Source organism: Ruegeria atlantica (assembly GCF_013033965.1).
Classification (GTDB): domain Bacteria; phylum Pseudomonadota; class Alphaproteobacteria; order Rhodobacterales; family Rhodobacteraceae; genus Ruegeria; species Ruegeria atlantica_D.
This window is the reverse complement of record NZ_WQFE01000011.1, coordinates 109,488-136,472: the sequence shown is the minus strand read 5'-3', so window position 1 is coordinate 136,472 and position 26,985 is coordinate 109,488. Positions and strand designations below refer to the sequence as shown.

The 26,985-nt window shown below is 56.4% G+C and carries 23 protein-coding genes and 2 tRNA genes; 13 read left to right on the top strand and 12 right to left on the bottom strand.

The features are described 5' to 3' along the window. Positions 1 to 16: 16 nt before the first annotated feature. Positions 17 to 880 (bottom strand): MBL fold metallo-hydrolase, encoded by an 864-nt coding sequence (locus GOW16_RS18275; RefSeq protein ID WP_170417855.1) that lies wholly within the window; start codon positions 878 to 880, stop codon positions 17 to 19. Positions 881 to 1,124: 244 nt separating this feature from the next. On the opposite strand from GOW16_RS18275, the gene GOW16_RS18270 reads away from it, so the two are divergent. Further along, positions 1,125 to 1,340, top strand: coding sequence for a hypothetical protein (locus GOW16_RS18270; protein WP_170417852.1), 216 nt, complete (start codon positions 1,125 to 1,127; stop codon positions 1,338 to 1,340). A 9-nt stretch (positions 1,341 to 1,349) separates the two neighbouring features. Here GOW16_RS18270 and GOW16_RS18265 read toward each other — a convergent pair whose 3' ends face one another. Then, positions 1,350 to 1,568 (bottom strand): hypothetical protein, encoded by a 219-nt coding sequence (locus tag GOW16_RS18265; protein WP_170417849.1) that lies wholly within the window; start codon positions 1,566 to 1,568, stop codon positions 1,350 to 1,352. A gap of 160 nt (positions 1,569 to 1,728) precedes the next feature. Here GOW16_RS18265 and GOW16_RS18260 point away from each other — a divergent pair, with 160 nt between their 5' ends. Further along, a complete protein-coding gene (locus GOW16_RS18260) occupies positions 1,729 to 1,995 on the top strand; it encodes a DUF2312 domain-containing protein (RefSeq protein WP_170417846.1) in 267 nt (88 codons plus the stop codon). A 13-nt stretch (positions 1,996 to 2,008) separates the two neighbouring features. Here GOW16_RS18260 and GOW16_RS18255 read toward each other — a convergent pair whose 3' ends face one another. Then, complete coding sequence (locus GOW16_RS18255) at positions 2,009 to 2,905, bottom strand: hypothetical protein (RefSeq protein WP_254429841.1); 897 nt, start codon at positions 2,903 to 2,905, stop codon at positions 2,009 to 2,011. Between the two features lie 164 nt (positions 2,906 to 3,069). On the opposite strand from GOW16_RS18255, the gene GOW16_RS18250 reads away from it, so the two are divergent. Then, positions 3,070 to 3,145, top strand: a tRNA-Thr gene (locus GOW16_RS18250). 317 nt (positions 3,146 to 3,462) lie between these two features. Here GOW16_RS18250 and GOW16_RS18245 read toward each other — a convergent pair. Then, the gene (locus tag GOW16_RS18245; protein ID WP_170417843.1) at positions 3,463 to 3,945 is read right to left on the bottom strand and encodes a hypothetical protein; all 483 of its coding nucleotides are present in this window, start codon (positions 3,943 to 3,945) and stop codon (positions 3,463 to 3,465) included. A gap of 237 nt (positions 3,946 to 4,182) precedes the next feature. Between GOW16_RS18245 and GOW16_RS18240 the strand changes: the two genes are divergently transcribed. Then, positions 4,183 to 4,268 (top strand) — tRNA-Leu (locus GOW16_RS18240). An 8-nt stretch (positions 4,269 to 4,276) separates the two neighbouring features. On the opposite strand, the gene GOW16_RS18235 is transcribed toward GOW16_RS18240, so the two are convergent. The 3 genes from GOW16_RS18235 to GOW16_RS18225 all read right to left on the bottom strand — a co-directional run bounded on the left by GOW16_RS18235 (position 4,277) and on the right by GOW16_RS18225 (position 6,439). Continuing rightward, on the bottom strand, positions 4,277 to 4,795 hold the full coding sequence (locus tag GOW16_RS18235; RefSeq protein WP_170417840.1) for a hypothetical protein: 519 nt from the start codon (positions 4,793 to 4,795) through the stop codon (positions 4,277 to 4,279). Beyond that, positions 4,767 to 5,516 carry a helix-turn-helix transcriptional regulator gene (locus GOW16_RS18230; RefSeq protein WP_170417837.1) on the bottom strand — a complete coding sequence of 250 codons (750 nt, stop codon included), beginning with the start codon at positions 5,514 to 5,516 and terminating at the stop codon, positions 4,767 to 4,769. Before GOW16_RS18230 ends, GOW16_RS18235 begins: the two co-directional genes overlap by 29 nt. 620 nt (positions 5,517 to 6,136) lie before the next feature. Continuing rightward, entirely contained in the window at positions 6,137 to 6,439 is a 303-nt protein-coding gene (locus GOW16_RS18225; RefSeq protein WP_170417833.1) for a hypothetical protein, read from the bottom strand. Positions 6,440 to 6,460: 21 nt separating this feature from the next. On the opposite strand from GOW16_RS18225, the gene GOW16_RS18220 reads away from it, so the two are divergent. From GOW16_RS18220 to GOW16_RS18200, 5 genes are all read left to right on the top strand, one after another. Then, entirely contained in the window at positions 6,461 to 8,770 is a 2,310-nt protein-coding gene (locus GOW16_RS18220; RefSeq protein WP_170417830.1) for a hypothetical protein, read from the top strand. 128 nt (positions 8,771 to 8,898) lie between these two features. After that, positions 8,899 to 10,842, top strand: a complete 1,944-nt coding sequence (locus GOW16_RS18215) for a type I secretion protein (protein WP_170417826.1) — start codon at positions 8,899 to 8,901, stop codon at positions 10,840 to 10,842. Positions 10,843 to 11,093: 251 nt separating this feature from the next. After that, on the top strand, positions 11,094 to 13,172 hold the full coding sequence (locus tag GOW16_RS18210; protein WP_438826275.1) for a type I secretion system permease/ATPase: 2,079 nt from the start codon (positions 11,094 to 11,096) through the stop codon (positions 13,170 to 13,172). Further along, positions 13,169 to 14,521 (top strand): HlyD family type I secretion periplasmic adaptor subunit, encoded by a 1,353-nt coding sequence (locus tag GOW16_RS18205; RefSeq protein WP_170417820.1) that lies wholly within the window; start codon positions 13,169 to 13,171, stop codon positions 14,519 to 14,521. The genes GOW16_RS18210 and GOW16_RS18205 overlap by 4 nt, the downstream gene beginning before the upstream one ends. A 72-nt stretch (positions 14,522 to 14,593) precedes the next feature. Then, positions 14,594 to 14,965 carry a rhodanese-like domain-containing protein gene (locus tag GOW16_RS18200; RefSeq protein ID WP_170417817.1) on the top strand — a complete coding sequence of 124 codons (372 nt, stop codon included), beginning with the start codon at positions 14,594 to 14,596 and terminating at the stop codon, positions 14,963 to 14,965. Positions 14,966 to 15,254: 289 nt separating this feature from the next. On the opposite strand, the gene GOW16_RS18195 is transcribed toward GOW16_RS18200, so the two are convergent. Next, the gene (locus GOW16_RS18195) at positions 15,255 to 16,013 is read right to left on the bottom strand and encodes an alpha/beta fold hydrolase (RefSeq protein WP_170417814.1); all 759 of its coding nucleotides are present in this window, start codon (positions 16,011 to 16,013) and stop codon (positions 15,255 to 15,257) included. 91 nt (positions 16,014 to 16,104) lie between these two features. Between GOW16_RS18195 and GOW16_RS18190 the strand changes: the two genes are divergently transcribed. Then, a complete protein-coding gene (locus GOW16_RS18190; protein ID WP_170417811.1) occupies positions 16,105 to 16,479 on the top strand; it encodes a hypothetical protein in 375 nt (124 codons plus the stop codon). 59 nt (positions 16,480 to 16,538) lie between these two features. Here GOW16_RS18190 and glyA read toward each other — a convergent pair whose 3' ends face one another. Next, positions 16,539 to 17,834: a serine hydroxymethyltransferase gene (gene glyA, locus GOW16_RS18185; protein WP_170417808.1), complete on the bottom strand. Its 1,296-nt coding sequence runs from the start codon at positions 17,832 to 17,834 to the stop codon at positions 16,539 to 16,541. A gap of 168 nt (positions 17,835 to 18,002) precedes the next feature. Between glyA and GOW16_RS18180 the strand changes: the two genes are divergently transcribed. Then, the gene (locus GOW16_RS18180) at positions 18,003 to 18,764 is read left to right on the top strand and encodes an NAD kinase (RefSeq protein WP_170417805.1); all 762 of its coding nucleotides are present in this window, start codon (positions 18,003 to 18,005) and stop codon (positions 18,762 to 18,764) included. Positions 18,765 to 19,022: 258 nt separating this feature from the next. Here the strand turns inward: GOW16_RS18180 and GOW16_RS18175 are convergent, their stop codons facing one another. The 3 genes from GOW16_RS18175 to GOW16_RS18165 form a co-directional block, all read right to left on the bottom strand. Then, positions 19,023 to 20,456: an amidase family protein gene (locus tag GOW16_RS18175; protein ID WP_170417802.1), complete on the bottom strand. Its 1,434-nt coding sequence runs from the start codon at positions 20,454 to 20,456 to the stop codon at positions 19,023 to 19,025. A 94-nt stretch (positions 20,457 to 20,550) separates the two neighbouring features. Beyond that, complete coding sequence (gene prpE, locus GOW16_RS18170; RefSeq protein ID WP_170417799.1) at positions 20,551 to 22,440, bottom strand: propionate-CoA ligase PrpE; 1,890 nt, start codon at positions 22,438 to 22,440, stop codon at positions 20,551 to 20,553. A 277-nt stretch (positions 22,441 to 22,717) separates the two neighbouring features. Continuing rightward, positions 22,718 to 24,991: an NADP-dependent malic enzyme gene (locus GOW16_RS18165; RefSeq protein WP_170417796.1), complete on the bottom strand. Its 2,274-nt coding sequence runs from the start codon at positions 24,989 to 24,991 to the stop codon at positions 22,718 to 22,720. Between the two features lie 185 nt (positions 24,992 to 25,176). Between GOW16_RS18165 and mprA the strand changes: the two genes are divergently transcribed. Together mprA and GOW16_RS18155 are read left to right on the top strand one after the other, a co-directional pair. Beyond that, positions 25,177 to 25,881, top strand: coding sequence for an MprA protease, GlyGly-CTERM protein-sorting domain-containing form (gene mprA, locus GOW16_RS18160; protein ID WP_170417793.1), 705 nt, complete (start codon positions 25,177 to 25,179; stop codon positions 25,879 to 25,881). After that, positions 25,844 to 26,947 (top strand): cupin domain-containing protein, encoded by a 1,104-nt coding sequence (locus GOW16_RS18155; protein WP_170417789.1) that lies wholly within the window; start codon positions 25,844 to 25,846, stop codon positions 26,945 to 26,947. Before mprA ends, GOW16_RS18155 begins: the two co-directional genes overlap by 38 nt. The last annotated feature ends 38 nt before the right edge of the window (positions 26,948 to 26,985 follow it).

Sequence of the window (26,985 nt, the reverse complement as noted above, 5' to 3'; positions counted from 1 at the left end):
AATACCTCTTTTCGCGTCACAGCTTGTTGATTGGCAGCTTCAGAAAGACATCGCCTTGCTCATCCGCAGGTGGCATTTGACCCGCCCGCATGTTGACCTGCAAAGAGGGCAGGATCAGTCGCGGCATCGGTAAGGTTGCATCCCGCGCATCGCGCATTTCGACAAACTCTTCGATCGATCGGCCTTGGCCGATATGGACGTTCAGGGCTTTTTGCTCTCCGACCGTCGTTTCCCAGGCAAACTCATCTCGCCCGGGCGCTTTGTAGTCGTGCCCGACAAAAATGCGCGTCTCGTCCGGCAGGGCCAGGATCTTCTGGATCGACTCGAACAGCGTTTCAGATGACCCGCCGGGAAAATCGCACCGCGCGGTGCCAAAGTCCGGCATGAACAACGTGTCGCCGACAAATGCTGCATCTCCGATCACATATGTCATGCATGCGGGTGTATGGCCGGGGGTATGGAAAACATCGCCGCGCATCTGGCCGACGTGGAAACTGTCGCCGTCGCGGAACAGGGCATCGAATTGGCTGCCGTCGCGTTGGAACTCGGTTCCTTCATTGAAGATTTTCCCAAAGGTTTTCTGGATCGTCACGATCTGTTCGCCGATGCCAATCTTTCCGCCCAATTCCTGTTGCAGATAGGGCGCGGCCGAAAGGTGGTCGGCATGCACATGACTTTCCAAAATCCACTCGACCCTAAGCTGATTGTCACGAACGTAAGCAACGATTTGATCCGCCGAGCTGGTTTTTGTTCGCCCCGAGGCGTGATCAAAATCAAGAACGCTGTCGATGATTGCGCAGGCTGTCCCCTCGGGTTCTTGCACGAGGTATGATACCGTATTGGTTTCGGGGTCGAAAAACGCTTTTACAATTGGTGTCATCTGGCCCTCCGTCAGTGCGCCACTCATCATATATGTTTTTCAGAATATGATGCAACCGGCAATCTTTACTTGATGCCTGTCAAGGCAAGTTAATCCAAATCCGAGTAGAATTTAATCATTCCGCTTTAGGTTGCCGATATCGGGCGGGCGACAGGCAGTTTTCCGCGTGTTTTTTCGCCAGGATAAGCAAGTCTTAAAACCGTTACCCATATGAGCGACACTAGTAGATATTGGGAGGATGAAAATGTCTGCAAACAATTTGTATTCCGAAGCCGAACACCTGGAGAAAAAGCTGCAGAATGCGGGTCTTGAGACCCGGCTTGCCCTTCAGCCCAGTGTAACCAAAGTGATTGATCGGATGCATCAGCAAGGGGTGCACGTGCCGTCGCGACTGCGTCGCCTGGACGCCGCCTTGTGCGAAGATGTCATGGAGGCACGGTTCGACAACATGCCGGTCTGAGGCAAAGTGCTAGCTGAACGAAATCCCCAAAATCACCAGCATCAGGCCTATCACCGAAAGAAATAGCGACGCCAGATTCCATGGCAGGACGCTTTGAACCGCAGCCCGCAATTCGTCGTCTGATAGTCCGGATTTGCGCGCTTTCATCACACGCAGGATACACCACACCAGGCCCAGGAGGCCGGCAAGTGACAGGGCGGCACCGCCCCAGGTGATGAATTCGAACATGGTTCCCCACAATTTCCCGCAAGTCCCGTTGCGATTATCGGATCGGCCGACTGCGCACAAGCCCGCCGAGGATTGGATGCTTGCAGCCCGCGCGGCTGCGATGTATCCGGCTACCTGCCGTTGCTAAGGCATCAGATCGCAGCCCTTTGGAGAGATGAATATGGAAGATGTGACCGAAGATCAGGCCGCCGCAAACTACCGCGTAACAGCGGGTGAGCTGCGTCAGTTCGTAGAACGGATCGAGCGCCTGGATGCCGAAAAAAAAGATCTGGCAGAGCAGCAGAAAGAAGTCATGGCTGAAGCCAAAGCCCGCGGCTACGACACAAAAGTGATGCGCAAGATCATCGCGCTGCGCAAGCGTGACAAGGACGATATCGCCGAAGAAGAAGCGGTGCTGGAAATGTACAAAGAAGCGCTGGGCATGTAAGCCGCGCGGGGGGTCAGGGTTTCAGGACCCTTACCTCGGCCATCGTTTCCAGCTCGCTCAGATCCTGCGCGTACAACTCGGAAAACGCCTCGATGATCTCGTCGCTCCAGCCGGGCAGCTCTAGCTCTTCTTCCATTTTGTCCCGCTGCGCATGGTCTTCCAGAACGGCTGTCAGGGCGTCTCTGGTCTCGCCCCGTGTCAGCGTTGTATTCTGATCCAGGATTGCCTTGGCATGGGTTTGGCCGTCTTCGGTCAGCAATGAGACCAGCAAGTCATACTCGTCCTCAATAGGAGCGTTTAAATCCAGCCCGCCGACGCTGCGCACAACGTCGCCCCAGATTAACGGGATGTCCTCATTGCACCATAAGGTGATCTGCACACCTGGCGCGAAATCTCGAATATCTTCGATCATTCCAACCCAGCTGAGGTGACTAAGATCATTGTTGCGGATCACGTCTTCGCGCGCCTGCTCTGATAGAGATATTAGGTGTTTCGGGATAAAACTGCCGGGATTTCTCAGCGCTAGGAACAGTTCCAGCTGACAATCGTTAAAGGCCTCCTCCAAAACAGAAAGGCGTTTGCCTGCGGCAGGGTAGAACTGCCCATCCGCCAGTGCCGCGTCTCTCTCTCCAATGAATCCTTCACTGGTGAAAATGGCCCGCTTCACCTTCGGGTGGATCGGCAGATTACTGCGGATAAGTTCAATTTCATCCGGCAATGGAGGTCGGGAGTTTAGCGCCTGGAATGCTGGTTTGAACACTTGCCGGTAACGGCGAGGGCCAAAGAAAGCCACACCGTTTTGGGCCAGTGCCTCACCGTTGACTTGCAACGACCTAAGCAGCCGCCCTTCGTCGGTAAAAGCCGCGCCTGCGTGGATGGCAACCTGCATAGTCGGTTCTTGTCCTTGCATTCCTGAACCCGCCTGTCGGGTTACAGGCTGTGTCCGGGACAGTCAAATCTACACCCCCCACATAAAGGTGATTGGTCGCATAACAAGGAAAATTCAGATTCCCTAAGTTTCGATGAAAATTGAGGCTTGCAGTCCGATAAAAGAGAAAGTAATCGACACCCAGCGCCCCTATAGCTCAGCTGGTAGAGCAACTGATTTGTAATCAGTAGGTCCGCGGTTCGAGTCCGTGTGGGGGCACCACCTAATCTCCAATATCTATATTGCAACTTGCTGGCCCGACCGTACGAACTGCTCCGTCTCGGTTGGATGGGGGCACAATCTGAGCGTCTGACTTCGCTTCTGTTTTGGGGGCTGAAACGACGATATCAAATCTCTGATTCGAGTGGCGCGCGACGGGCTTTTCCATGGTGGTTGGCGCTGATCCGTCGGCGTTAGGTACAAAGGTTCCCCAAACCCTCCCAATGCAGCGGTGGACGCAGCAATTAAAACCGATGTTTCGCGGCTTTGCGTTCCTACCGGAGTTGGTCGCCTGTAAAGACCGGTTCGGCGTCTGGTTGTCAGCTTAAGCCGATCGTCATGCCAAAGACGTAGAGGCTGGAAGGCTCTGTAATCTTCTGCATGAACTCGACCCAGTCCTCACTATACATCTGTTCAAACTGAATGGGGTAGGCCCAAACCAGATTGTGAAAGGTGAAGGTTGTCGCCAAGACTCCAACTGTGCTGGCGCTTGCAAACTCTTTTTGCTTGTCCCGAAGAAACATCGAAATGACCATTCCTGCCATACTGGCCATCGCTATGCCGATAAAATCCTGGGTGTTCACTTTGCCGGCTTCCGGGACGCCCACCATTTGGAACTGAATAAAGCGGGTCAGAAATACCACAACCGAGCCAAGAGCGAATGCGCCGACAAACGCCCCTGGATACGCGAGGCGCTTCCAGATGCTGTCGGTTGCACGCTTGGGTTTCTTGCTTGCTGTTTCTTCCGTGCGCTTATTGATTTGCGCGATACGATCCTCAAAGGATTTTTTCTCGGTGCTCACGATGTAACTCAAATGGATTTCTGCTCTGCGGCATAGTTTTAGCCCTAAGCGGCCGCTACGCAAGCGACATACAACTTAAAGCGAAGTAAATGTTGTGTCAGCACGATGGTGCGGCAGGGCAAAGGCGTGAGACATCCCAAAGTTTTGAAGCCGAAGTTTCCTGAGCCAAACGCATTGAATTCGTGAACTGATGGCCTTACTGAGTTTCTGAGGTCCGACGTGGACCCGGCACGCTGAGCGGGCGTGATGGAATGGTAGACATATCAGACTTAAAATCTGAAGGGCGTACGCCCGTGTGGGTTCGAGTCCCACCGCCCGCACCAGCGTTTTCTTAAGTTGGAAACCCAAGATCGTTGATCAGTTTCCACATATCCCGGTTCGCCACTGAAAGCTGGTCGACAACCTTTTCGATTTCTTTCATCGCGCCCTCATCAACTGTGTCCTGCCGGCCCAATTTGATGTCAGTTTTCCGGTCCGCAATGCGCATGAGGATGGTTTTAGGATTGCCGCTGTCGGGGTCAAAGGAGTAGATGCAGTGGTTGTATCTGTTCCGAATGCCCGAAAGCTTGCTGAGGCGTTGCGTATGCTTGAGGATTGGATCCCGAATGTCTGGCGGACGACCTTCCATCTTGGCCAGCCGCTCGACCAGATCGATTCTGGCACGAGTCGTGTTCAGCGTCAGAAAAATGATGACCGAGATATCCTTGTTGGTTCGGGTCAACCCGGCGATCAGGTGGATCAACAGACTTTCCGTGTTGGTCCACATATAGTTCAACTTGCCGACCAGCAGGATCAGGCGGTCAAAGCGGGCTTCGAAATCGTCAGTCAACGTGCAGTTCTCGCGCCTCATTGGACGCGACCTCGAAATAGAATTGCGCGGCCGCGGTTCGGTTGCTGACACCGATCTTGCCTGCCACATTGTGCATATGAAGTTTGACCGTGTGTTCGGTGATGCCCAGGTTTGATGCGATGATCTTGTTGCTTTGACCTTTCGACACCAATCTCAGCACCTGTTTTTCCCGACGCGTCAGCTTGGAGTACGTCGGGTGCAGTTCGCTGGGTTTTGATGCCGCCACTGGTGCGTCGCTCGATGGCGACGGCGCATGCGCCACGCAATCCGCTAGGAAACAGGGCAAGTACAGCTCTTCATGCAACAGCAGGCGCAAGATGGATCGCCACACATCCGGCGCGACGTTCATCGGCAGGTATCCGATGTCGCCAAACTTGCCGCGATCCCAGTTTTCAAATGCCAGTCGGGCAGCTTCTTCCTTGCGATAGGCAAAGGCCAAGCTCCCTGAACCAGCAATCTCTGTATAGGCTTGCGGCCTGTTCAGCAGGTCGTCCAGCATCATCTGGTCAACGACCACCACTTTTCCAGCCCCTACATCCGATCCGGTTGACGCTGGCAGTGCGTCAATTGTTTCTATCCGGCGCGTGAACACGCCAAATTCGGTTTCAACACCATGGATCGTTTGATCTGAATAGAAGAGTTCTTTTCCGACGAAATTGATCGAGAAGTCTTCGGGATTAGAATTGTTTGGAACAGCACTTTCCTGAAACGGAATGCCCATTATTCCCCCCTTATTTAACCCACACCGCAATAATGAAGGCGGCGAAATTGTAACCAGTACTCGTAGTGCAGAATTCGAAGTAATAAACAGTATAGAGGTGCGACTATAGCGGAAAGTACAAGTTTCATCAACGTTGATGGCGAACCAGAAAAAACAGTTCTAGTACTTTTGATTAGGTCGCCTATACCACTTCCCGCTTAAGTGGAAGAAATCGTTGGGTTTCCTAAACCGCTGGTTTCAATCCAGCCGCTTTGACCCGAAAAGTGGGCTTTTTTGCATACCGAAGTTTTACAGCAATGAAAACAAGGCCCTGAGCGTTCTAGTGCTTTAGGGTAGCTATGCATGTCGCCCTCGGCCTGTAACCATGAGTCTGCTTCTATTTTGAAGTCTTAATTCCTGATGTGTCGGCGAATCGCGCATTAACGCGAGCCATTTCCGCAGACACGAATTCGGCTAAGCCGAGAAAGGAGGGTGGGAGATACTTCACTGAACAAAGCCGCACCAAGCGCGTTTTGCGCCTGAGTGTTTTTCCTAGTTCAACCGCGCCAGTAGCCGTTTTGGAGATGAATGACGGCCCGTGCGCTTTATAAGTGGAAAATAATATGTCACGTGATCGTAATTCAAATCACACTAACGTCGTAGACGTAGAAGAAATTAACACCGGCGATGTCTATGTTCCGGTTTATGCCGATGTCGATGTAGAAGAAGCTGACATCGAACTTGAAAACACCGAACAGAAGACAAAAGTCGATAACGAACAGGGTCAGGGCCAAGATCAAGCGCAGGCTCAGGCAACTGTTGTTGACAACGAACAGGGTCAAGGTCAGGACCAGGATCAAGGCCAGGGCCAGAACCAAGGTCAGGGTCAGCACCAGGGTCAGGGTCAGACCAACGGTAACAATGACAACTCCAACTGGGTTCACATTGACTTCGGTGAAGAAGGTATGCCGAGCGATGATGATGTTGTCGACATCGATGCCGACTATTCAAGTTTTGGTGACGTGATCACCGCTGGTGGCGATATTGACTACGATCCCGGCGATGATCTGAATCTGAACATCGATATGAGCGGTACAACCACCGCAATGTCGGCGATCAACAGCCAGTATGCTGAACTGAGCGATGACGATACCCTGGATCATGCCGAGGTGAACAACGACGGTACCTTCAAGCAGATGGGCGATGCCAAAGGCGGCGACGCATCTTCTGGTGACGGTATCAGCGCGGGTGCTGATGGCGGAAACTCTGGCGATGGTGGCAAAACCACTGCTGGTGACGCTTATGGCGAAACCTACGGCGGACACACTGCAGCATTCGGTGGCCACACTGGCGATGCCAATGGTGACGGCGAAGGCGGCAATGGCGGAGATTCCGGCGACGCTCTGAACTTCGGTCTTGGTGTTGGACATTCTGCAGCAGATGCGGACGGTGACAGCACCGGAGGCGACGGCGGTGAAGCTGACAGCGAGTCGGAAGCTGAAAACGAAAGCGAAACCGAAGTCGACATCGAAAGCGATGGTGGCGACGGCGGCGACGCTGGTTCGATCGGACTTGGCGTTGGACTTGGTCTCTCAGGAGCCAGCAACGACGGTTCGTCGGAAGGCGGAGACAACGACTCTGAAGCCGACACCGAAGTCGATTCCGAAGCTGACAATGAATCGGAAGCCGATGACGCAAACGGCGGAAGCGGTCTGGCTGGAAACCTCGGCGGTGCTTTGAACGAAAGCGAAACCGAAGCCGAAAACGGTGATTCCACATCTGGTGGCAACATCGGTCTCGGGCTTGCTGGTGCAGCTTCGGGCGCAGACGCAGATGCTGATGGTGGTGACGCTGATGGCGGCGACGGTGACGGCGGCAACGGAAACGGTGACGGCGGCAACGGCGGCGACGCAGACAGCGGCAACGGCGACGGCGGCAACGGCGGCGACGGCGACGGCGGCAACGGCCCAGGTGGCGACGGCGACGCTGGTGAAGTAACTGCCGGTGACGGTGACGGCGGCGACGGTGACGGCGGCGACGGTGACGATGGCGGCGACGGTGAAGGCGGCGACGGTGACGGCGGCGACGGAACCGGCGGAACGTCCGGTCAAATCGACGGTGCGCTTGCAGGTCTGAACCAGCAGAATGGTCTGATTGGTCAGAACAATGGCGCAGCCGGAGCAAGCAACGGCGGTGGTGACACCAATGGTGGCAACCCTGGTGTTGGTGGTGCTGGTGACGGCGGCAACGGCCCCGGTGGTGACGGCGGTGACGGCGGCGACGGCGATGGTGCTGCCGGCACAGGCGGTGAAGCCAAAGGCGGCAACGGCCCAGGCGGTACTGGTACCGGTGGTACTGGTGTCGGCGGCGACGGTGCTGCAGGCGTTGGCGGCAAAGCTGACGGCGGTGACGGCGACGGTGGCGACGGCACAGGCGCAGCTGGTGTCGGTGGTGCCGGTGGCGGTGCTGGCGCAAACGGCGGTGATGCCGATTCGCAAGCCGATGCACAAGGCGTAGGTGATCAGGACGCCAAAGGTCCGATCGTTACGCAATCGCCTGGCGATGCCAACGGTGAAGCCGACAACAACCAGAACGCTCAAGTCGGTGCTGGTGACGGTGGAACCAACGATGTCGATGGTTGGGCTCAGTCCAACGGTACCGGTACTGCGACCGCTGACGGTGTTGGCGGCGGCGGTGGTGCTGTCCAGCAGGACGCAACGTCCACGGGCACAGGTGCCGGATCTGCAGATGCGGTGAACACTGCCGGTGACGGTGGAATGTCCGACGTCTTCTCGCAGGCTGACACCGATGGTTCGGCAGACAGCATGTCGCAGGCCATTGCCGGATATGGCGGTGACGCTATGTCCGACAACGACGCACACTCGACCGGAATGGGCAGCGCCACTGGTGCGGCACAATCGGGTGTTGGTGGCGGCGGTGGTGCCGGTGCCGGATATGGCGGAACCTCTGGCGGAGCTGCAGGTACTGCTAACGGTGGTGCTACCTACGGTGCAGACGTCGATGGTGGCGATGCTTCGGGTGCATACTCGGGTGCTGGCGGAGCTGGCGGTTCTGCCGGTTCGTGGGGCTCGGGCAACCAGGGCGACGGAATCGTCAACGGCGAGTCCTATGCTTCTGCAGCAGCCGTAGTCGACACATCGGCATTCAACCAGTCGATCGTCATGGGTGCCAACGTTCTTGGCAACTCGGTCGATACGACCATGGTTGGTGGTTCGATGACCGCGACCCACAACAGCGACGACAACGACGTATAAGTCGCAGTCAGGGCCCGAATTAACGGGCCCCGACCATCTAACGAAACTATCGAGGCCGCGTTCCGTGGCCTCGGTACAACAAACCCAAAGCGGAAATTTTAGGCCGGGGCGGGGAAAAGGAAACCGATATGTCGCTCGACAGTATTACAGAAACGATTGCACATTTTGTTGGAACCTTTGAGCTAACCATTGAACAGGCCCGCCTGCGGGATCAATACGAAGAATTTATCGCGCTTCGGCGCAAAAACGAGTTGGACGAACTCGAAGATCCAATATCCATCCGTGTTAAGGCGGACTTGAAACTGGATCCAGGTAGCTATGATCCGCTTCCTTACAAGCTTCTGCCACCTCCTCCTGATCTTCCTTTGCCGCCGATGCCCGATGGGCCGCTGCAAATGTCCGAGGTTTTCTCCGGACCGGCATTTGGACCGGATTCTTATGTCCCTCCGGTTCAATTGGGTGAGGCACAGAACGTAGTATTGGTTTTGGATCCACAGGTTCCGCCGCTCATCATCGGCTCAGCCGTAACATACAACTTCCAGACAATTATCATGAGCGACAACGACGTGGTCGGACATGGTGATTTCCGCAATGTCGAACTCCAGATCGCGCAAGGCCAGCAGATGTTGGATGCCGCTCTGTCGATGCACGCCATTGCTACGCCATCCCTGAACATCGAAGACTACAAGTCGCTGGAATATCTCGAAAGTTTGACCGAACAGATGCAGTCGCCGATGATTTCGCAAATCGAGGGCGTGACCATTCACCAGTTCCACGGCGAGGACGCGGTGGGCATGATCGTGAACGGCGAAGTGGTCGAGGAAATTCCAGATTGGAACGATCTTCTTCCAGCACATCATCAGACCGAAGAAGATGATGATGAAGAGAATGATATGCCGGACATGATGCCGGCTGAATGGGATCGTTCGGATGACGATGAGTTCGGCGATGGCCATACAGTTATCGCGGGCGGAAACCTCGCGGTGAACCAGGTCGCTATTACGGTGGCCTGGGTAGACGCGCCTGTCATCGCAGTGGGTGGAAAATCCGTTAACCTGACGGTGGTCAGCCAAGTGGCGGTCGTGTCTGACATCGATCAGGGCGAGCCCGGTGTGCAAAGCAACACCAATGTGGTTCAGGCGTCATATATCGGGACCGAAGCCAGCGAACAGTGGTGGCAAGACGACAATGCTGCAGAGTCAGGCGCAGATCCGATTGTCTCAGTTACGTGGATACAAGGCGACCTGTGGGTTGCGAACTTTATCAAGCAGGTGATTGACGCCACAGATATCGACAAGATCAGCACAGAAATCTCGGCATCGACCAGCTTGTTCACATTGGGTGACAACGTTCTGAGCAACGTCACCAATATCGTTCAACTGGGTAACTTCTATGACCTGATCATGATCGGCGGAAACATGATCTCGGTCGATATGCTGCACCAGACCATCGCGCTGTTGGATGATGATGTCTATAGTGGTGGCAAGCCAGCTGAGGGTGATGACAATCTGGTCATGAACCAGGCGTCGATTACGACCACCGGCGAGGACACAGTTGAAGATCTGGACATGGCGCATGCCGAGGCCATGCCGTTTCAACAAGTTGATCGCGAAGCATTTGAGGACGCACTGACTTCCAATCCGGATTATGCCGGGATGGAGTTGATCCGCGTATTGAAGATCGAAGGCGATCTGGTGCAGATCAATTCGGTGGAACAGATCACGTTGCTCCAGGATCAGGACGATCTTTCGGTTGAAGGTGCCGCAGCTGTTGATGCGGCGGTCAACGGTGCCGGAAACGCGTTGTTGAATGCAGCCAACATTACCAAAGTCGGTGTCGACTCAACCGTAATGGCGGCGGGCGGCGAGTATTCAGAACTGCTGTTACACCAGGCTGAATTGCTTGACATCCCCGATGCGCCAGACGCGTCAGAGTTGGCCAATGAAGCCATTGCCATACTTATGGAAGAGACGGCTGCGGCCGGTGAAAACGCTGCTGCACAGGCTCAATCGGACCTGACGCCCTCTGAGATTGCAAGCACCGATGATGCGATGCAATCCATGCTGGCGTGAATTTTCTACCTGTTTCGGTCAAACCGTGTTAGCGTAAAGACTGTATTTGTTGCGAGTGCTCCGAAAGTTTTAAAATGTCGATTGTTTTTTCGTCGCGTCGTTCTTCTGATGCCAGCCCGCTTGATATTGAGGGCGTTGGTACACCTGCGCAGCCAAATGGTAGCGATGGTTCCCAACCAAGAACAGCTGAGACGCCAAGTTTGCGTCTGAACCAAGAAATGCGTGTGCCAGATCCAAAGGACAGTCCCAAGATGACTGCGAAAAAGGATGATACGGTTGCCGCAAAAGCTGTTAAGCCCAATAAGCCGGCGACCAAACCCAGGTCGGAACCACCAATTCGTGCCGCAGCTTCCCCCCGGCACGAACAGTCGCAGCCCGCTAAAGATCAGAATGCCCAGGGCCGCGACGCTGGGGTGGCCGAAGAAGCCCAAAGCCCCGATCCTACCACCGCTACAGAAACGACAGCGCGGGTGACCCCCCAAACGCGCTCGAAGGGCGGTGAACGCATAGGTGCCACTATCGAGGCTAAGGCGAACGAGCCGATGCAACTCCGAAAAACGGGCGGAGGTGACGGCAACGGGCCACCCCAGACATTCCATAAGCGCACACCGCCGGAGGATTTCCAAAACACGCTGCGCGTCTCCCTTCGGGCGATCTGGCGCAATCTGGCATTTGTATTGGTTCTGACCTGCGCAACCAACATTTTGATACTGGCGATCCCAATTTACCTGTTTCAAATCAGCGACCGGGTACTGACCAGCCGGTCTTTGGATACGCTGATCATGCTGACCACCATCGTTGCCGGAGCCGTGATCTTTCAGGCGGCCTTTGATGCGGTGCGTCGCTTTATTCTTATGCGGACTGCGGTCGAGGTGGCCGCGCGATTGGGCGCGCCTGTTCTCAGTGCGGCGGCACATGCGTCGCTGCACGGCAATGGACGCGAATACCAGACGCTGGGTGATCTTCAGCAGGTGCGCGGCTTCCTCGTATCAGGAACGTTGATCTCGTTCCTTGATGTACCTTTTGCGCCGCTGTTCATTCTGATGATCTTCCTGGTCCATCCCCAGCTTGGATCAATCGTTATCGTAACTGCGCTGTTGCTGATGATTATCGCGCTGGTGAACCAGAAAATGACCGCCAAGCCCTTTGCCGAGGCGAACAAATCCCAGTCTATGGCAAACTTGCACCTCGACTCGATGGCGCGCAACAGCCAGATCATCAACGCCTTGGCAATGATCCCCGAGGCGGTGCGTATCTGGGGGCGCGACACGGCTCAATCTTTGACATGGCAAGTTCGGGCGCAGGACCGGAACGTGATCTTCGCGGCCATCTCTCGTGCTGTGCGTTTGTTGACACAAATTGCCATTCTGGGCTGGGGCGCCTATCTGGCGCTGCAGGGTGAGATCACCGGTGGTATGGTCATCGCAGCTTCGATTATCGCCGGGCGCGCTTTTGCGCCGATCGAAGGATCGATTGAAGGCTGGAACTCATTCCTGCTGACGCGCGCCGCTTTTGGGCGGATCAAAAACCTTCTGTCCAATTCGGCCCTGCAGTTTGAAAAGCTGCGCCTGCCGCGTCCCGAGGGGCGTATGGATGTCGAACGCTTGCTTTACGTCCCAGGCGGCACCAAACGTGTTGTCCTGAACGGGATTAGCTTTTCGCTCAATCCTGGTGAAACACTGGCCGTTATTGGAAATTCCGGGGCTGGAAAAACCACGTTGGGTAAAACTCTGGTTGGTTCGATCCTGCCGACATCCGGAAGCGTTCGTCTGGACCTGATGGACATCCGCAACTGGGATCCGCGTCAGTTCGGAGAAAGCATCGGTTATCTGCCGCAGGACGTTCAGTTGTTCCCGGGTACGATCAAAGACAATATCGGTCGTATGCGTGCCGATGCGACGGATGAGCAAATCCATGATGCCGCCGTTCTGGCCGATGTGCACAACATGATCGCCACTTTGCCGCAAGGGTATGAAACCGTGGTTGCGGCGGATGGCTCACCACTTTCGGGTGGGCAAAAACAGCGTATCGCACTGGCGCGCGCATTCTTTGGCAATCCGCGCATGGTTGTCCTGGACGAGCCGAACTCGAACTTGGACGTGGCCGGTGATCAGGCGCTGTCCCGGGCGATTGCACAGGCCAAAGAAAACAAGATCACGGTTGTGGTCATCACTCAGAAACCGACGCTGTTGAGCGTTGTCGACAAGATCATGCTGCTGACGGATGGTCGCGTGGCGCTGTTTGGTCACCGTGAACAGGTGTTGCAACAGTTGAACGCCTCGCGCGGGAACCGACCCGGCATTCAGTCGCAGCAAGGGGGCCCGGCATGAACGAACTTGTACCCGTAAACAATGATCCCAAGGACCCAGCTGTTTGGTATGCCGAGGTTCCGCGTACGATCCACCGCTTTGTTGTCGTTGGTATCATCTTGCTGGTCGTCTGCTTTGGCGGGTTTGGCGTCTGGTCCTTTCGCGCGCCGCTGGCTGCGGCGGTGATCGCGCAAGGCAGTTTCGTCGCGACAGGGCAGAACAAGATCGTACAGCACCTTGAGGGTGGGATTATCGACGATATCAAGGTTATCGAAGGTCAATCCGTCATCAAGGGACAGGTTCTTATGACCCTTGATCAGACCTCGGCCGAGTCAAATGAACGCGAACTGTTCATCCGCAAAATCCGCCTGCAAGCCATGTCAGAACGCTTGTCGGCTGAAAACAATGAGCGCGACCGGCTTGAGTTTTCTCCTGAGCTGATTGAAGCGTCAGATGATGTCGAAGTGATGGCGATCCTCGACGGACAAAAGATCAGCTTTGAAGTATCCCGCAAGACACTGCTGAACGATATCGCTTTGCTGCAACGTAACATGGAAGCCCTGAAAATTCGCTCAAGTGGGTTTGAGGCGCAGTTGGAAAGCATGGTCCGGCGCGCGGAAATCCTGCAGGAAGAGTACGATACCAAGCAGGCCCTGTTCGAAAAGGGGCTGGTGCGTAAGGGCGATATCAACACGATCCGCCGTGTGCAGGCCGAGGCCGAGGGCCAGCAGGCGCGGTTGACGGCTGAAACGGCTGAAATCAACCAGATGATTCTGAAATACGAAGAACAGATTTCCCGAACACGTTCCGCCTATCGCGAAGCTGCGCTGGACGAATTGGGTGTGATAGCAGCTGATCTGGAAAGCGTCCGCGAAAAATCCCGGCAGGCCCGCAGCGTTTTGGACCGTGCGGTTGTGCGCGCTCCGGTCACGGGCACTGTGGTGCGATTGCACTACCACACGGCGGGTGGTGTGATTGAAACCGGTGAACCTATCGCGGAAATCCTGCCAAAGGATGCGCCCTTGATTATTGAGGCGCAGATTCCCCGGACCGAAATCGACAGTGTCGTGACCGGTCAGCAGGCGACGGTTCGACTGGTCGCGTTGAACCAACGTACCACTCCTGTACTCAGTGGCGAGGTTTTCTATGTCTCGGCGGACGCGCTGGTCGAAGATTCGGCTGGTGTCATCCAAGAGGTTTATCTGGCGCGCATCTCGCTGGAACCCGATGAGATGGACCGCGTACGTGGGTTTGTTCCCACACCCGGCATGCCGGCTGAGATCATGATCCAGACCGAAGAACGCACCTTTGCGGCCTATATTGCAAAGCCTGTGACAGACAGTATGTCCCGCGCCTTCCGCGAGCACTGATCACTCTACAGGCCTGCTCTTTCCCGGTTTACCGTGTTAGCCTCTGGTGAGATTCACCAGAGGGGACGTTTCATGCCATTGACCGTAGGCCAGATGATGGAGGCGGCGAACGCTGCCGTCGAACGGGTAGACACGAATAAAGCAAAGGAATTGATGGGGCAGGGTGCTTTGTTGCTGGATGTGCGGGACGCGATTGAGCTGCAGCAAACAGGCCGCGCACAAGACGCGCATCATATCCCGCGCGGTATGCTTGAATTCCGCGCCGACGACGCGCTGAAATCCCATGACCCCGAGCTGCGCAAGGACCGCGCAATCGTGCTGTACTGTGCGGCTGGTGGTCGGGCGGCGCTGGCGGGCAAGCTGCTGAAAGATATGGGGTATGAAAAGGTTTACAACATCGGCGGTTTACCGGACTGGGTCAACGGTGGCGGGGAAGTAACCTGATTACTGACCTCTGCCCGATGAAATCTGACGCAGATCAAGGCGTATAGCATGTCAGTTGTCTAAAGCGATGGTCGGGCTTCTGACAAAAGGACAACTGACGATGCTACGCCTTGCCTCTATTCTGTATACTTTGATTGCAACTGCCTTGGCCGGTTCAGGCGTTATTGCCGTACTGTCCGCGGGATTGGTGTCTACGGTTGCAATCGTTTCAGCAGCTGCGGCTGGTTGTGTGGTGGCCTTGCCGGCGTCTTGGTTGATTGCGAAGAAATTGTACCAGAAGGCGGCCTGATCAGGCGTTCAGAAAGGTTCTGACTGCGGCTTCAAATTCACGAGGTTTCTCGGCGTGCAGCCAATGGCCCGCGCCGGGAATCTTCGCAAATCGCGCGGCCGGGAAGAGGGCGCGGATGGTGTTGCGATGTTCGGGCAGGACGTAATCGGAATTGCCGCCGGACAAAAACAGGGCCGGGCCAGCCCAGGACTCATGAGTTTCCGGAAAACCCATGATTTTGGGCATTTCGTCGGCCAAAGTGTCTAGGTTCAAAAGCCAACGTTTGCCCTTGATGTCCAGTGATTGCGTGAAAAAGCTCTGCAACGCTTTTTCGACGCCCTGCGCGGCCAACTGCCCCTCGGCGTCCGAGCGCCTTTCGATCGTTGAAAAATCTACGGCGCGCATGGCTTCGATGAACTGAATTTGGCTGTGAGCATAGGTAACGGGCGCGATGTCCGCCACAACCAGCTTGCGCACCAATTCGCCGTGGGTCAGCGCCAGCATCATGGCGGCTTTTCCACCCATCGAATGACCGACAACATCTGCCTTGCCGCCAAGTTGCCAGATCACCTCGGCCAGATCCTCAGCCAGATCGGGATAGCCATGCTGGTCTGTCCATTCGCTGTAGGCGTGATTGCGCATATCCACCGCAACTACTTGCCTTTCATCAGATAACCGACGCGCAATCACCCCCCAATTCCGAGCGGACCCGTACAGCCCATGGGCAATCAACAAAGGAGGGTTCGACGTCGGTTCGCCGTGAATGATCGTGTTCAGCATGGTGCTGTGATACCTGCGCGCGTTTCAAACGACCAGCCCCCATTGTCGCCCCCGCGGGCTGAGGTTAGATTGCGCAGGCAGGAGGCGGGTCATGTCGGAAACTTCGGATATCCAAACCCAGATCGCGCAGACGGTGCAATTGCTGCGTCAAAAGCTGGGTGTGAAGGACAAAACACTGACGGCCTCGGTCCGAAAGGCCAAACGTCGGTTGCCGCGTCGCATCTACAAGCAGGCGATGCTGCTGGCGGGGGCCGAGCAGATGGCCTCGCACCCCAAATTGCGGCTGATGCTGGACACTCCGAAACTGGCCAAGGCATCGGAAGAGGTTCAGACCCATCTGAGCGGCATCAACCTGGCAGATCGCCGTTGGGGCTGGTTCCTGAGCTTCCTGGGATCGCTGGCTCTGGGTTTTCTGGTGTTGGCAGCTTTGGCGGTGTTTGTCTTGCGCTGGCGCGGATACATCTGACTGGATTCAAAAAAACGGCGCCCCATGGACGCCGTTTTGATGATTGATCCCTATCTCGCTTACAGGTTCGGATAGATCGGGAATTTCGCGCAAAGGTCTGCGACCTCGGCTTTGACCTTGGCTTCAACCGCACCATTGCCGTCTTCGCCATTGGCGGCCAGACCGTCGACAACCTCGATGATCCAGTCGGCGATCTGGCGGAATTCGATCTCGCCAAAGCCGCGCGTAGTTCCGGCAGGGCTGCCCAGACGGATGCCCGATGTGATCGTCGGTTTCTCCGGGTCAAACGGAACGCCGTTCTTGTTGCAGGTGATATGCGCGCGGCCCAGTGCCTTTTCGGTCGCGTTGCCTTTGACGCCTTTGGGGCGCAGATCAACCAGCACCACATGGGTGTCGGTGCCGTGGGTCACCGTGTCCAGACCACCCTTGATCAGCTGATCCGACAGCGCCTGCGCGTTGGTCACAACCTGCTGGATGTAGCTTTTGAACTCGGGACGCAGCGCCTCGCCAAAGGCCACAGCTTTGCCTGCGATCACATGCATCAACGGGCCGCCCTGAATGCCGGGGAAGATGGCCGAGTTTACTTTCTTGGCGATGTCTTCATCATTGGTCAGGATCATGCCGCCACGCGGACCGCGCAGGGTCTTGTGCGTGGTGGTCGTTGCCACATGCGCATGCGGGAAGGGGCTGGGGTGCTCACCCGCTGCCACCAGACCAGCGAAATGCGCCATGTCCACGTGCAGGTAGGCACCGACCATATCGGCGATCTCGCGCATGCGGGCAAAGTCGATCTGGCGCGGGATGGCCGAGCCACCGGCGATGATCAGCTTGGGCTGGTGCTCTTTTGCCAGCGCCTCGACCTGATCATAGTCCAGCATGTTGTCTTCTTTACGGACGCCATACTGCACCGCGTTGAACCACTTGCCCGACTGGTTCGGACGGGCACCGTGGGTCAGGTGACCGCCGGCATCCAGGCTCATGCCCAGAATGGTGTCGCCCGGCTGGATCAGCGCCTGGAAAACACCCTGGTTGGCTTGGCTGCCCGAGTTAGGCTGTACGTTGGCGAACTCACAACCGAACAGCTGCTTGGCCCGGTCGATGGCCAGATTCTCGGCGATGTCCACGTATTGACAACCGCCATAGTAACGACGGCCGGGATAGCCTTCGGCGTATTTGTTGGTCATTACCGAACCCTGTGCCTCCATCACGGCGGCAGAGACGATGTTCTCGGACGCGATCAGTTCGATCTCGTCGCGCTGACGACCCAGCTCGGATGTGATCGAGCCAAAAAGCTCAGGATCGCGGTCAGACAAAGGCTGGGTGAAAAATCCGGTATCACGAAGATTAGCGTTCATGGGGGCTCCACATGGCTGGGTAAGAATCTTGCGGATTTCCTATCGGAAACGGCACATGCGCAAAAGCTTTAAAGCGACGATTTGGCCCGCTGTGGCGTCAAGTCTGGCCTATCGGGGAAAGGTATGGTTGTTTCGGAACCAAATGTGCAAGACCGGAAACCGCATCAAATGATCCAGAGAATCGCTTTTCTCGCCAGTGACGTCAAAGTGGCCCAGACAGCCCGAGACGCACTGGTAAAACGTTATGGCAATGCCGCCCCGCGGGATGCGGATGTGGTGGTGGCATTGGGCGGTGACGGGTTCATGCTTCATACGCTGCACAACATGCAGCACCTGGACACGCCGGTTTATGGAATGAATCGTGGAACGATCGGTTTTCTTATGAACGAGTTCCACGAAAGGGATTTGATGGCGCGTCTCGATGAAGCCGAGGAAGAAGTCATCAACCCATTGGCCATGCGCGCGATGGATCAGTCCGGCAAGATGCACGAGGCATTGGCGATCAACGAGGTGTCGCTGCTGCGGGCCGGACCGCAGGCTGCGCGTCTCAAGATAAGCGTCGATGGCAGGGTTCGGATGGATGAGCTGGTCTGTGATGGCGCGTTGCTGTCTACGCCTGCAGGATCGACCGCATATAACTACTCGGCCCATGGCCCGATCCTGCCGATCGGATCGGACGTACTGGCCCTGACGGCAATTGCCGCGTTCAGGCCTCGCCGGTGGCGTGGGGCGCTGTTACCCAAAATCGCAAAGGTGCGTTTTGATGTTCTGGATGCAGACAAGCGCCCGGTCATGGCGGACGCGGATTCGGTGTCATTTCCTGATATCGACTGGGTTGAGATTCGTTCCGAACCCTCAATCCAACACCGCATTCTGTTCGACCCCGGTCATGGGTTGGAAGAGCGTCTAATCTCTGAACAATTCACCTAAAATCCGGGGTTTACGAAATTTTTAGAACTTGTGTGAAGCAGTTCACATGAGCTTCATTAACTTTCCGCTAACCTGATCTTGCCCGGAGAACACGTCTCGGTGGGAGTGAGTGGCCACCAAACGACGTTTTCGAACGAGTGCGCAGTTTCAGCGCTGGCGAGGGTAGGTGGTGCTACGCTCGTTAATGATATCCGGGCATATTTTAGCAAGCGGACCCCGGGCACAATAACCCGGGGTCTATTTTCGTTCTCTGGTGCACTACGCGCTCATCTTATCCCAAAGCGGCAGGCACATTTGTCCGACCCGTGTTTCAATCTCGGCGGCAGCGTCTACGGCCATATCTTCGCGCCAGCGACGGGCGGCGATCTGGACGTTGATCGGTTGCGGTCCATCGGGCAGATCTGAAAGCCGAGCAGGAACGCAAGCGGCGGGCAGGCCAAGGAAGTTCATCGCATAGGAATAAACGGCACAGCCAAGTACTTCATGCACCCCTTCGGCGCCTTCGGTGTCCCGATCCGGTTTGAAAAACGGTTGCGGCAGAAAGGGTGACAGGACTAGTGCATAGTCTTCCATAAATAATGACCATTCCCGGGCGAAGTGGCTGCGCTTGGCTAACATTCGGATCAGGTCGGTTTCCACAATGGGCGGGAACTCCTGAAAATAAACGTCAAATATCTCGCGGATGGTTTCAGATCCTGCCGCCTTGATGTCGCTTTGCATCAGGGTCAGGACTTCGCCCATCAAGGCGCGATAGCCTGACCGGCCGCATTCAAAGACATCCGGCGGGTCGATCTCTTCCACGAGATAACCCGCGTCGGTCAGCGCATTGCGGGCCGTGTCCAGCGCCTTTTCGACCTCAGGGTGCAGCGCATAGCCAAAAGTGTTCTTGGTGAAGGCCACTTTGATCGGGCCGTCCATGGCTTCCCCACGCCACGGCATTGAAACGTGAAACGGATCGCGCGGGTCAGGTGCGATCATGCTGGGCATAGACAGATGCAAATCCGCAGCCGAGCGGGTGATCAGCCCCTGCACTGACATGGATTGGGCCAGAATTCCGCGCTCGGCTTGCTGGCTGGGGTTCCACGCGGGGACACGCCCCAATCCAGGTTTGACCGTGACCGCGCCATTGGCGGCCGCTGGAAACCGCAGGCTGCCGCCGATGTCGTTGCCATGCGCCAGCGCGCCGATCCCGGCCATTACTCCTGCACCGGCCCCGCCCGAAGACCCGCCGGGAGAGATATGTCGGCCCCAAGGGTTGTGTGTCCGGCCATGCAGCGGGTTGTCAGTATCGGCACGGAATGAGAATTCGGGCGTGTTGGTCCGCCCGATCACGATGGCCCCGGCATTCTGCAGATTGCGCACAACCGGCGCGTCGTCGGGTGCGATCACATCCTTCAGGGCAACAACACCGTTCGAGGTCGCATGCCCCTTTTGGTCGACGTTGATCTTGATAGTGACGGGAACGCCATGCAACGGCCTTGCAGGTGCACCGCCCGCCACGGCCGTATCCAGTTCCCGCGCACGTTCCAGCGCCTCGGTGCTCAGGTCTTCGACCACCGCGTTCAGGTCTGTGTTGGCCTGATGCATTCGGTCGACTGCATTCTGAGTGACCTCCAGCGCGCTCAACTCACCGCTGCGGGTCAAGGCGGTCAGGTCGGTGGCGTTCAAACGCCAGATATCGGTTTGTGTCATGGGCCCTCGCTGTCTTGGGACGACAGTAGGGGGCTTGTTTCAGGTTGCAAGAGAAAGACAGGCGGCGGGCGACGGATCGTCGCCCGCTGATCTGTTATTGCGCGTAGCCAATAGATTTTAACGCGTCAGTGATTTCGTCCAGAATGGCGGGATCATCAATGGTCGCTGGCATCTTGTATTCCTTGCTGTCTGCAATCGACACCATCGTTCCACGCAGGATCTTGCCTGACCGTGTCTTGGGAAGGCGGTCGACCACAACGGCCAGTTTGAACGCGGCAACTGGTCCGATCTTTTCACGTACCAGTTTGACCACGTCCTGAACGACTTCGCCATGGTCGCGGTCGCAGCCCGCGTTCAGACAGAGGAAGCCCACCGGCATTTGACCTTTTAACTGGTCTGTCACGCCGATCACGGCACATTCAGCGACGTCGGGGTGAGCAGCCAGAACCTCTTCCATCCCACCGGTCGACAGACGGTGACCCGCGACGTTGATCACGTCATCCGTCCGCGCCATGATGTAGAGATAGCCATCTTCATCAATCATGCCTGCGTCGCCGGTTTCGTAGAATCCGGGGAACTGATTCAGGTAGGAACTTTTGAACCGCTCCTCGGCATTCCAAAGCGTCGGCAGAGTACCGGGGGGCAGGGGAAGCTTGACCGCAATTGCACCCAGCTCACCGGGTTTCATCGGATGACCGCCTTCATCCAAAATCTGCACATCATAGCCCGGCATCGGTTTGGCGGGCGAGCCCAGCTTGATCGGCAGTTCCTCAATTCCCAGAGGGTTGCCTGCGATGGTCCAGCCGGTTTCGGTCTGCCACCAGTGGTCGATCACCGGAACCTTTAGTGCGTCCTGAGCCCATTCGATCGTGTCGGGGTCGGCGCGCTCACCTGCCAGATACAAGGCGCGCAGGCAGGATAGGTCGTACTTCGCCAACATCTCGCCCTTGGGATCTTCGCGTTTGACGGCACGGATGGCGGTTGGGGCGGTGAAGAAGCTTTTGACCTTATGTTCGGAAATCACCCGCCAGAAAGTACCTGCATCGGGGGTGCCGACGGGCTTGCCTTCAAACACAATCGTCGTGTTTCCGTGGATCAATGGCGCGTAGCAGATATAGGAATGCCCCACGACCCAGCCCACGTCCGAGGCCGCCCAGAAGACATCGCCCGGATCGACATCATAAATGTTCTTCATCGTCCAGTTCAGAGCGACCAAATGGCCTGCTGTTGGGCGCACAACGCCCTTGGGAGCACCGGTCGTGCCAGATGTGTACAGGATATACGCCGGGTGATTGCCGTCGACCGGCACGCATTCTGCCGGTTCGACGCCGTATTGAAAGCCGTGCCAGTTATAGTCGCGACCCTCGATCAGCTGGGCCACTTCCTGTTCACGCTGGAAGATCACGCAGAATTCGGGTTTATGGCTGGCCATGTCTATGGCCCCATCCAGCAGCGGCTTGTAGTGCACGACGCGCCCCGGCTCCATCCCGCAGGAGGCGGCGATGATCGCCTTAGGCCTGGCGTCGTCGATCCGTACGGCCAGTTCGTTGCTGGCAAAGCCGCCGAACACGACCGAATGTACGGCACCCAGTCGGGCGCAGGCGAGCATGGCTTCCAAGGCTTCGGGGATCATCGGCATATAGATGATGACACGGTCGCCCTTTTCGATACCCTTGGCCCGCAGTGCTCCGGCCAGCGTGGCCACGCGATTGCGCAGCTCGACATAAGAAATCTCGCGCTTGGTGTGTGTGATTGGGCTGTCATAGATGATGGCGGTCTGCTCACCCCGTCCTTTTTCGACATGCCGGTCGACCGCGTTCCAGCAGGTGTTCACTTTGGCGTCGCCGAACCATTCATACAGGGGGGCGTTTTCGTCAAACAGGGCTTTGGTCGGCGGTTGAACCCAGTCGATCGCCTTTGCGGCATCCATCCAAAATGCCTCTGGGTCTGATTTCCAACCTTCGTAAACGTCCTGATAAGCCACAGTGACCTCCTCCTAAAACTCTTGGAGAAATGTGTTATGTGGCCGAGAGACACCGCACAAGCGAGCGGTGTGACGGAGCGTCACTTTACCGCAAAAAATTTGCAAGATTCCGTAAGAAAGCCTGCAAATTTTTGCAAATTCATGTCTTTTTGCTGGTTTTTTGCGACTATTTTCGAGTTTTTGCAAAGTTGAATATTTTGTCGTGCAAATTTCGCGCCCGGCTTTGAATCAAAAAAGGGCGCCGATGTTGGCGCCCTGATTAAGGTGTTTTGGTTAACTAACCGTAATGCGCAACCGGGGTGCCCGCGATTGCTGCCATGTTCAGCAAGCCGCGCGCCGTGATCGAGGGTGTCACGATATGCGCCTTGTTGCCCATGCCCATCAGGATCGGGCCAACCTCCAGACCATCGGCTTTCATCTTGAGGATATTGCGCACTCCGCTGGCCGCATCTGCATGGGCGAAAATCAGAACGTTGGCCGCCCCCGTCAGGCGCGAATTCGGGAAGATCCGCGAACGCAGCTCAGGGTCCAGTGCAAGATCCAGGTTCATTTCACCCTCATATGTGAAATCACGCGGCTCAGAGTCGAGGATATCTATTGCCGCCCGTAAACGCTTGCCCGAACCTTCGGATTGATTGCCAAATTGCGATTGAGAACAGAAAGCGATTTTGGGTTCGATTCCGAACCGCCGAACATGGCGCGCGGCGCCAATGGTCGACTCGGCCAGCTCTTCGGGGGTTGGCAGCTGCCGAACATGGGTATCGGCGATGAACAGCGGTCCGTCCTCCAGGATCATCAGCGACAGCGCGCCATGCGGGTGCAGATCGCCATCGCCCAGAACCTGATCGACGTAGTTCAGGTGCCAACGATACTCGCCAAAAGTGCCGCAGATCATGCTGTCTGCCTCGCCCCTTTGCACCATGATGGCAGCAATGGCGGTGTTGTTCGTGCGCATGATTGCCTTGGCCAGATCCGGCGTAACACCGCGGCGCTGCATGATCTCGTGATACGAATTCCAGTAGTCGTAATACCGTGGGTCGTCATGTGGGTTCACGATCTGGAAATCCTTACCCGGCCGCACCGTCAGACCCAACTTTTCGCAGCGGGCATTGATCACTTCGGGGCGGCCAATCAGGATCGGAGTTTCGGTGGTTTCCTCAAGGATCGCCTGTGCGGCACGCAGAACACGCTCATCTTCACCCTCGGCAAACACGATCCGGCGCGAAGCCACTGCCGCCGCCTCAAAGACCGGGCGCATAAGCAGGGCCGACTTGAATACGGTTTGGTTCAACTTCTCTTTATAGGCCTCGATGTCGTCGATCGGGCGCTTGGCGACGCCGCTTTCCATCGCAGCTTTGGCCACGGCCGAGGACACCACGCCAACAAGGCGCGGGTCAAAGGGTTTGGGGATCAGGTAATCTGGGCCAAAAGTCAGTTGCTCACCCTTGTACGCCGCTGCAGCCTCGGCGCTGGTGGTAGCGCGGGCCATCTCGGCGATACCGTCCACGCAGGCGATCTGCATTTCGTCATTGATCTCGGTCGCCCCCACATCCAGAGCGCCCCGGAAGATAAAGGGAAAACACAGTACGTTGTTGACCTGATTGGGAAAATCGCTGCGACCGGTAGCAATGATTGCATCCGGTGCAACCTCGCGCGCGGCCTGCGGCAGGATTTCCGGCGTCGGGTTGGCCAGAGCGAAGATGATCGGGCGCTTTGCCATTTTCTCAACCATCTCGGGTTTCAGGACGTTCGGCCCGCTGAGGCCAAGGAACAGGTCTGCATCTCCGATCACGTCGTCCAACGTGCGCAGGTCCGTTTTTTGCGCGAATTGGTCCTTGTGCGGGTTCATATCCTCTTCGCGACCTTCGTAGACAAGCCCGTGAATGTCACATAGCCAGATGTTCTCGCGCTTGACGCCCAGTTTGACCAACATCATCAGACAGGCAATTCCCGCTGCCCCGCCGCCGGTTGAGACCACTTTAACGTCTTCGAATTTCTTGCCGGCAACGTGAAGCGCATTCTTGGCCGCGGCACCCACAACGATCGCGGTGCCGTGCTGGTCGTCGTGGAAAACCGGAATGTTCATCCGTTCCCGGCATAGCTTTTCCACAACGAAACAGTCTGGCGCTTTGATGTCTTCGAGATTGATCGCGCCAAAGGTCGGTTCAAGCGCGCAAACGATATCCGCCAGTTTCTCGGGGTCGGGTTGATCGACCTCGATGTCAAAGCAATCAATCCCGGCGAATTTCTTGAACAGAACGGCTTTGCCTTCCATCACAGGCTTCGAGGCAAGCGCGCCGATGTTTCCCAACCCCAAAACCGCTGTGCCGTTCGAGACGACTGCCACGAGGTTTCCGCGCGCGGTATAAAGCTCGGCATTGGCAGGATCGGCTTTGATTTCGAGGCTGGCCTCGGCCACTCCGGGAGAGTAGGCCCGCGCGAGATCGCGGCCGTTTGCCATTGGTTTTGTCGCTTTGATTTCTAGCTTACCGGGCTTTGGGTGGGCGTGATATTCAAGCGCTGCCTGCCGCAGGCTGGGTGTATCCGACATCGGCGACTCAACTCCTCAAAAAATTTGATTTAGTGTTAAACTATTTTCCCGGCTCTGGCTACGCTACGTCATTTTGCAACAGTTTCGCTAAACTTCCCCGGCCACCCGTTGAAAAGCGTCACATTGTTTTTACATTCGGGCAACTTTGGAACCAACCTAGACCTGTCGAGCACTGAAAGCCATACATGAGCTATAAAGATGAATTTCAGGCACGGGCCGCCTACCCGGCGGGCCAGATTGGCCTTGGCCATGTGCGCGCGGTATACGTGCCTGTTTTTGTGATCGCTGTCCTTGTCCTGGTCGCCGTCAGTATCTGGCCGGTTCAAGCCCTTGCTCTGAATGAAGAGGGGGGATTGTTCGAAACGATCTCGGCCGCAGCGCTGTTTGCCGCGGGCCTGGCTGCGCTTCGGCGTTATACCGGAATAACCCGTCTGTACATTGCGCTGGTCTGTTTGCTGTTGGCGGAAAGAGAGCTTGAGGCCGAAATCTACTCGGTGGACAGCCTACCATACTGGCTTCTGAGCAGTTTGGACAGTTTGCTCGACATGACGCTGGTCCGGGTTGTCCTAGCTGTTGTCGTAATCGGCGGGGTTCTTTGGCATGGCGTACCGACCGCGTGGCAGGCGGCAAAGCGACGGGCACCGTTTTTTGTGATTTTCGTGCTGGCGGGATTGCTTGCGGTGACCGCACAACTGCTTGAGGAAGTGTCCGGAATCTACCAGGCAGATCTTTCGGCAATCATGACAGTGCGTTTTTTTGTTCTGGAAGAAACGCTTGAGATGTTCTTTTCGATTGGCATTTTGGCCTCTGTTCTGATCGGATGGCCAAAATCCGATGCCGAAGAGAAGCTGAATGACCTCGACCTTGAACAACAGCCAGACGCGCGCTGAAATCCGACTATCCACCAGCGAACTGCGCGACGATATCCCGTTTTTCACAAAGATCCTCGGCATGAGGATGGATATGATCTATCCCGCCGACGACCCGCGTGTTGCCGTTTTTTCCGGCCATGGATTGCGCCTTCGGATCGAAAAAGATGCGCCCGAGGCGGCAGGCACGATCCGTATCCTGACAGACGATCCCGATGGATTTGCGAATGGGCAGCGTACTCTGGTCGCGCCCAACGGCACACGGGTTGAGGTTGGCGAGCTTAACCCGCCAATGGTGATGCCGGAAACAGTGCATTCCTTCGTGGTGCGCCGGCTCAAGGATCAGGCACCCTGGATCATTGGGCGGGCCGGGATGCATTACCGCGATCTGGTGCCGGATCGGCTGGGTGGTTCGATTATTGCAAGCCATATCCGTATTCCTGACGGCGGCCCGGTGCCCGACATGGTGCATTTCCACAAGGTCGGGTTTCAGTTGATTTTCTGCATTCATGGCTGGGTCGACGTCGTCTACGAAGACCAGGGCGAAAAAATGCGCCTGACGGCCGGGGATTGCTTTATCCAACCCCCAGAAATTCGTCACCGGGTGCTTGAAGCATCAGATAATGTTCAGGTCATCGAAATCGGTGTTCCGGCTGAACATGTCACCGAAATCGATCACGAAATGCAGTTGCCCACGCCGCACTTCCGCCCGGACCGCGAATGGCAAGGGCAGCGTTTCGTTTACAACAAGGCTGAAGGTGCTGAGTGGGGGCAATTCCGACTGCCGGGGTATATCTGCCGCGACACGACGATTGCCGAGAATACCAAAGGCGTTGCCGGCGTGCAGGTCGTTCGCAAAGGTCAAGGTGATCCGGAATGGGCGTCGCATGACACGGATATCCACTTTTCTTTTATCATGACGGGTGAGGTTACTCTGGAAGGTGAAGGGCGCGATCCTTACCGTCTGGAACAAGGGGATGCCTTTGTGATCCCGCCCGGCATGCGCACCAAACTGTCCGACCCTTCGGATGATGTCGAATTGCTTGAGGTCACCCTTCCGGGGGTCTTCAATACCAAGCTGGGCTAAGAGGAATTTAGCTTAGGAATCTTTCGCGCGGGGGTTCA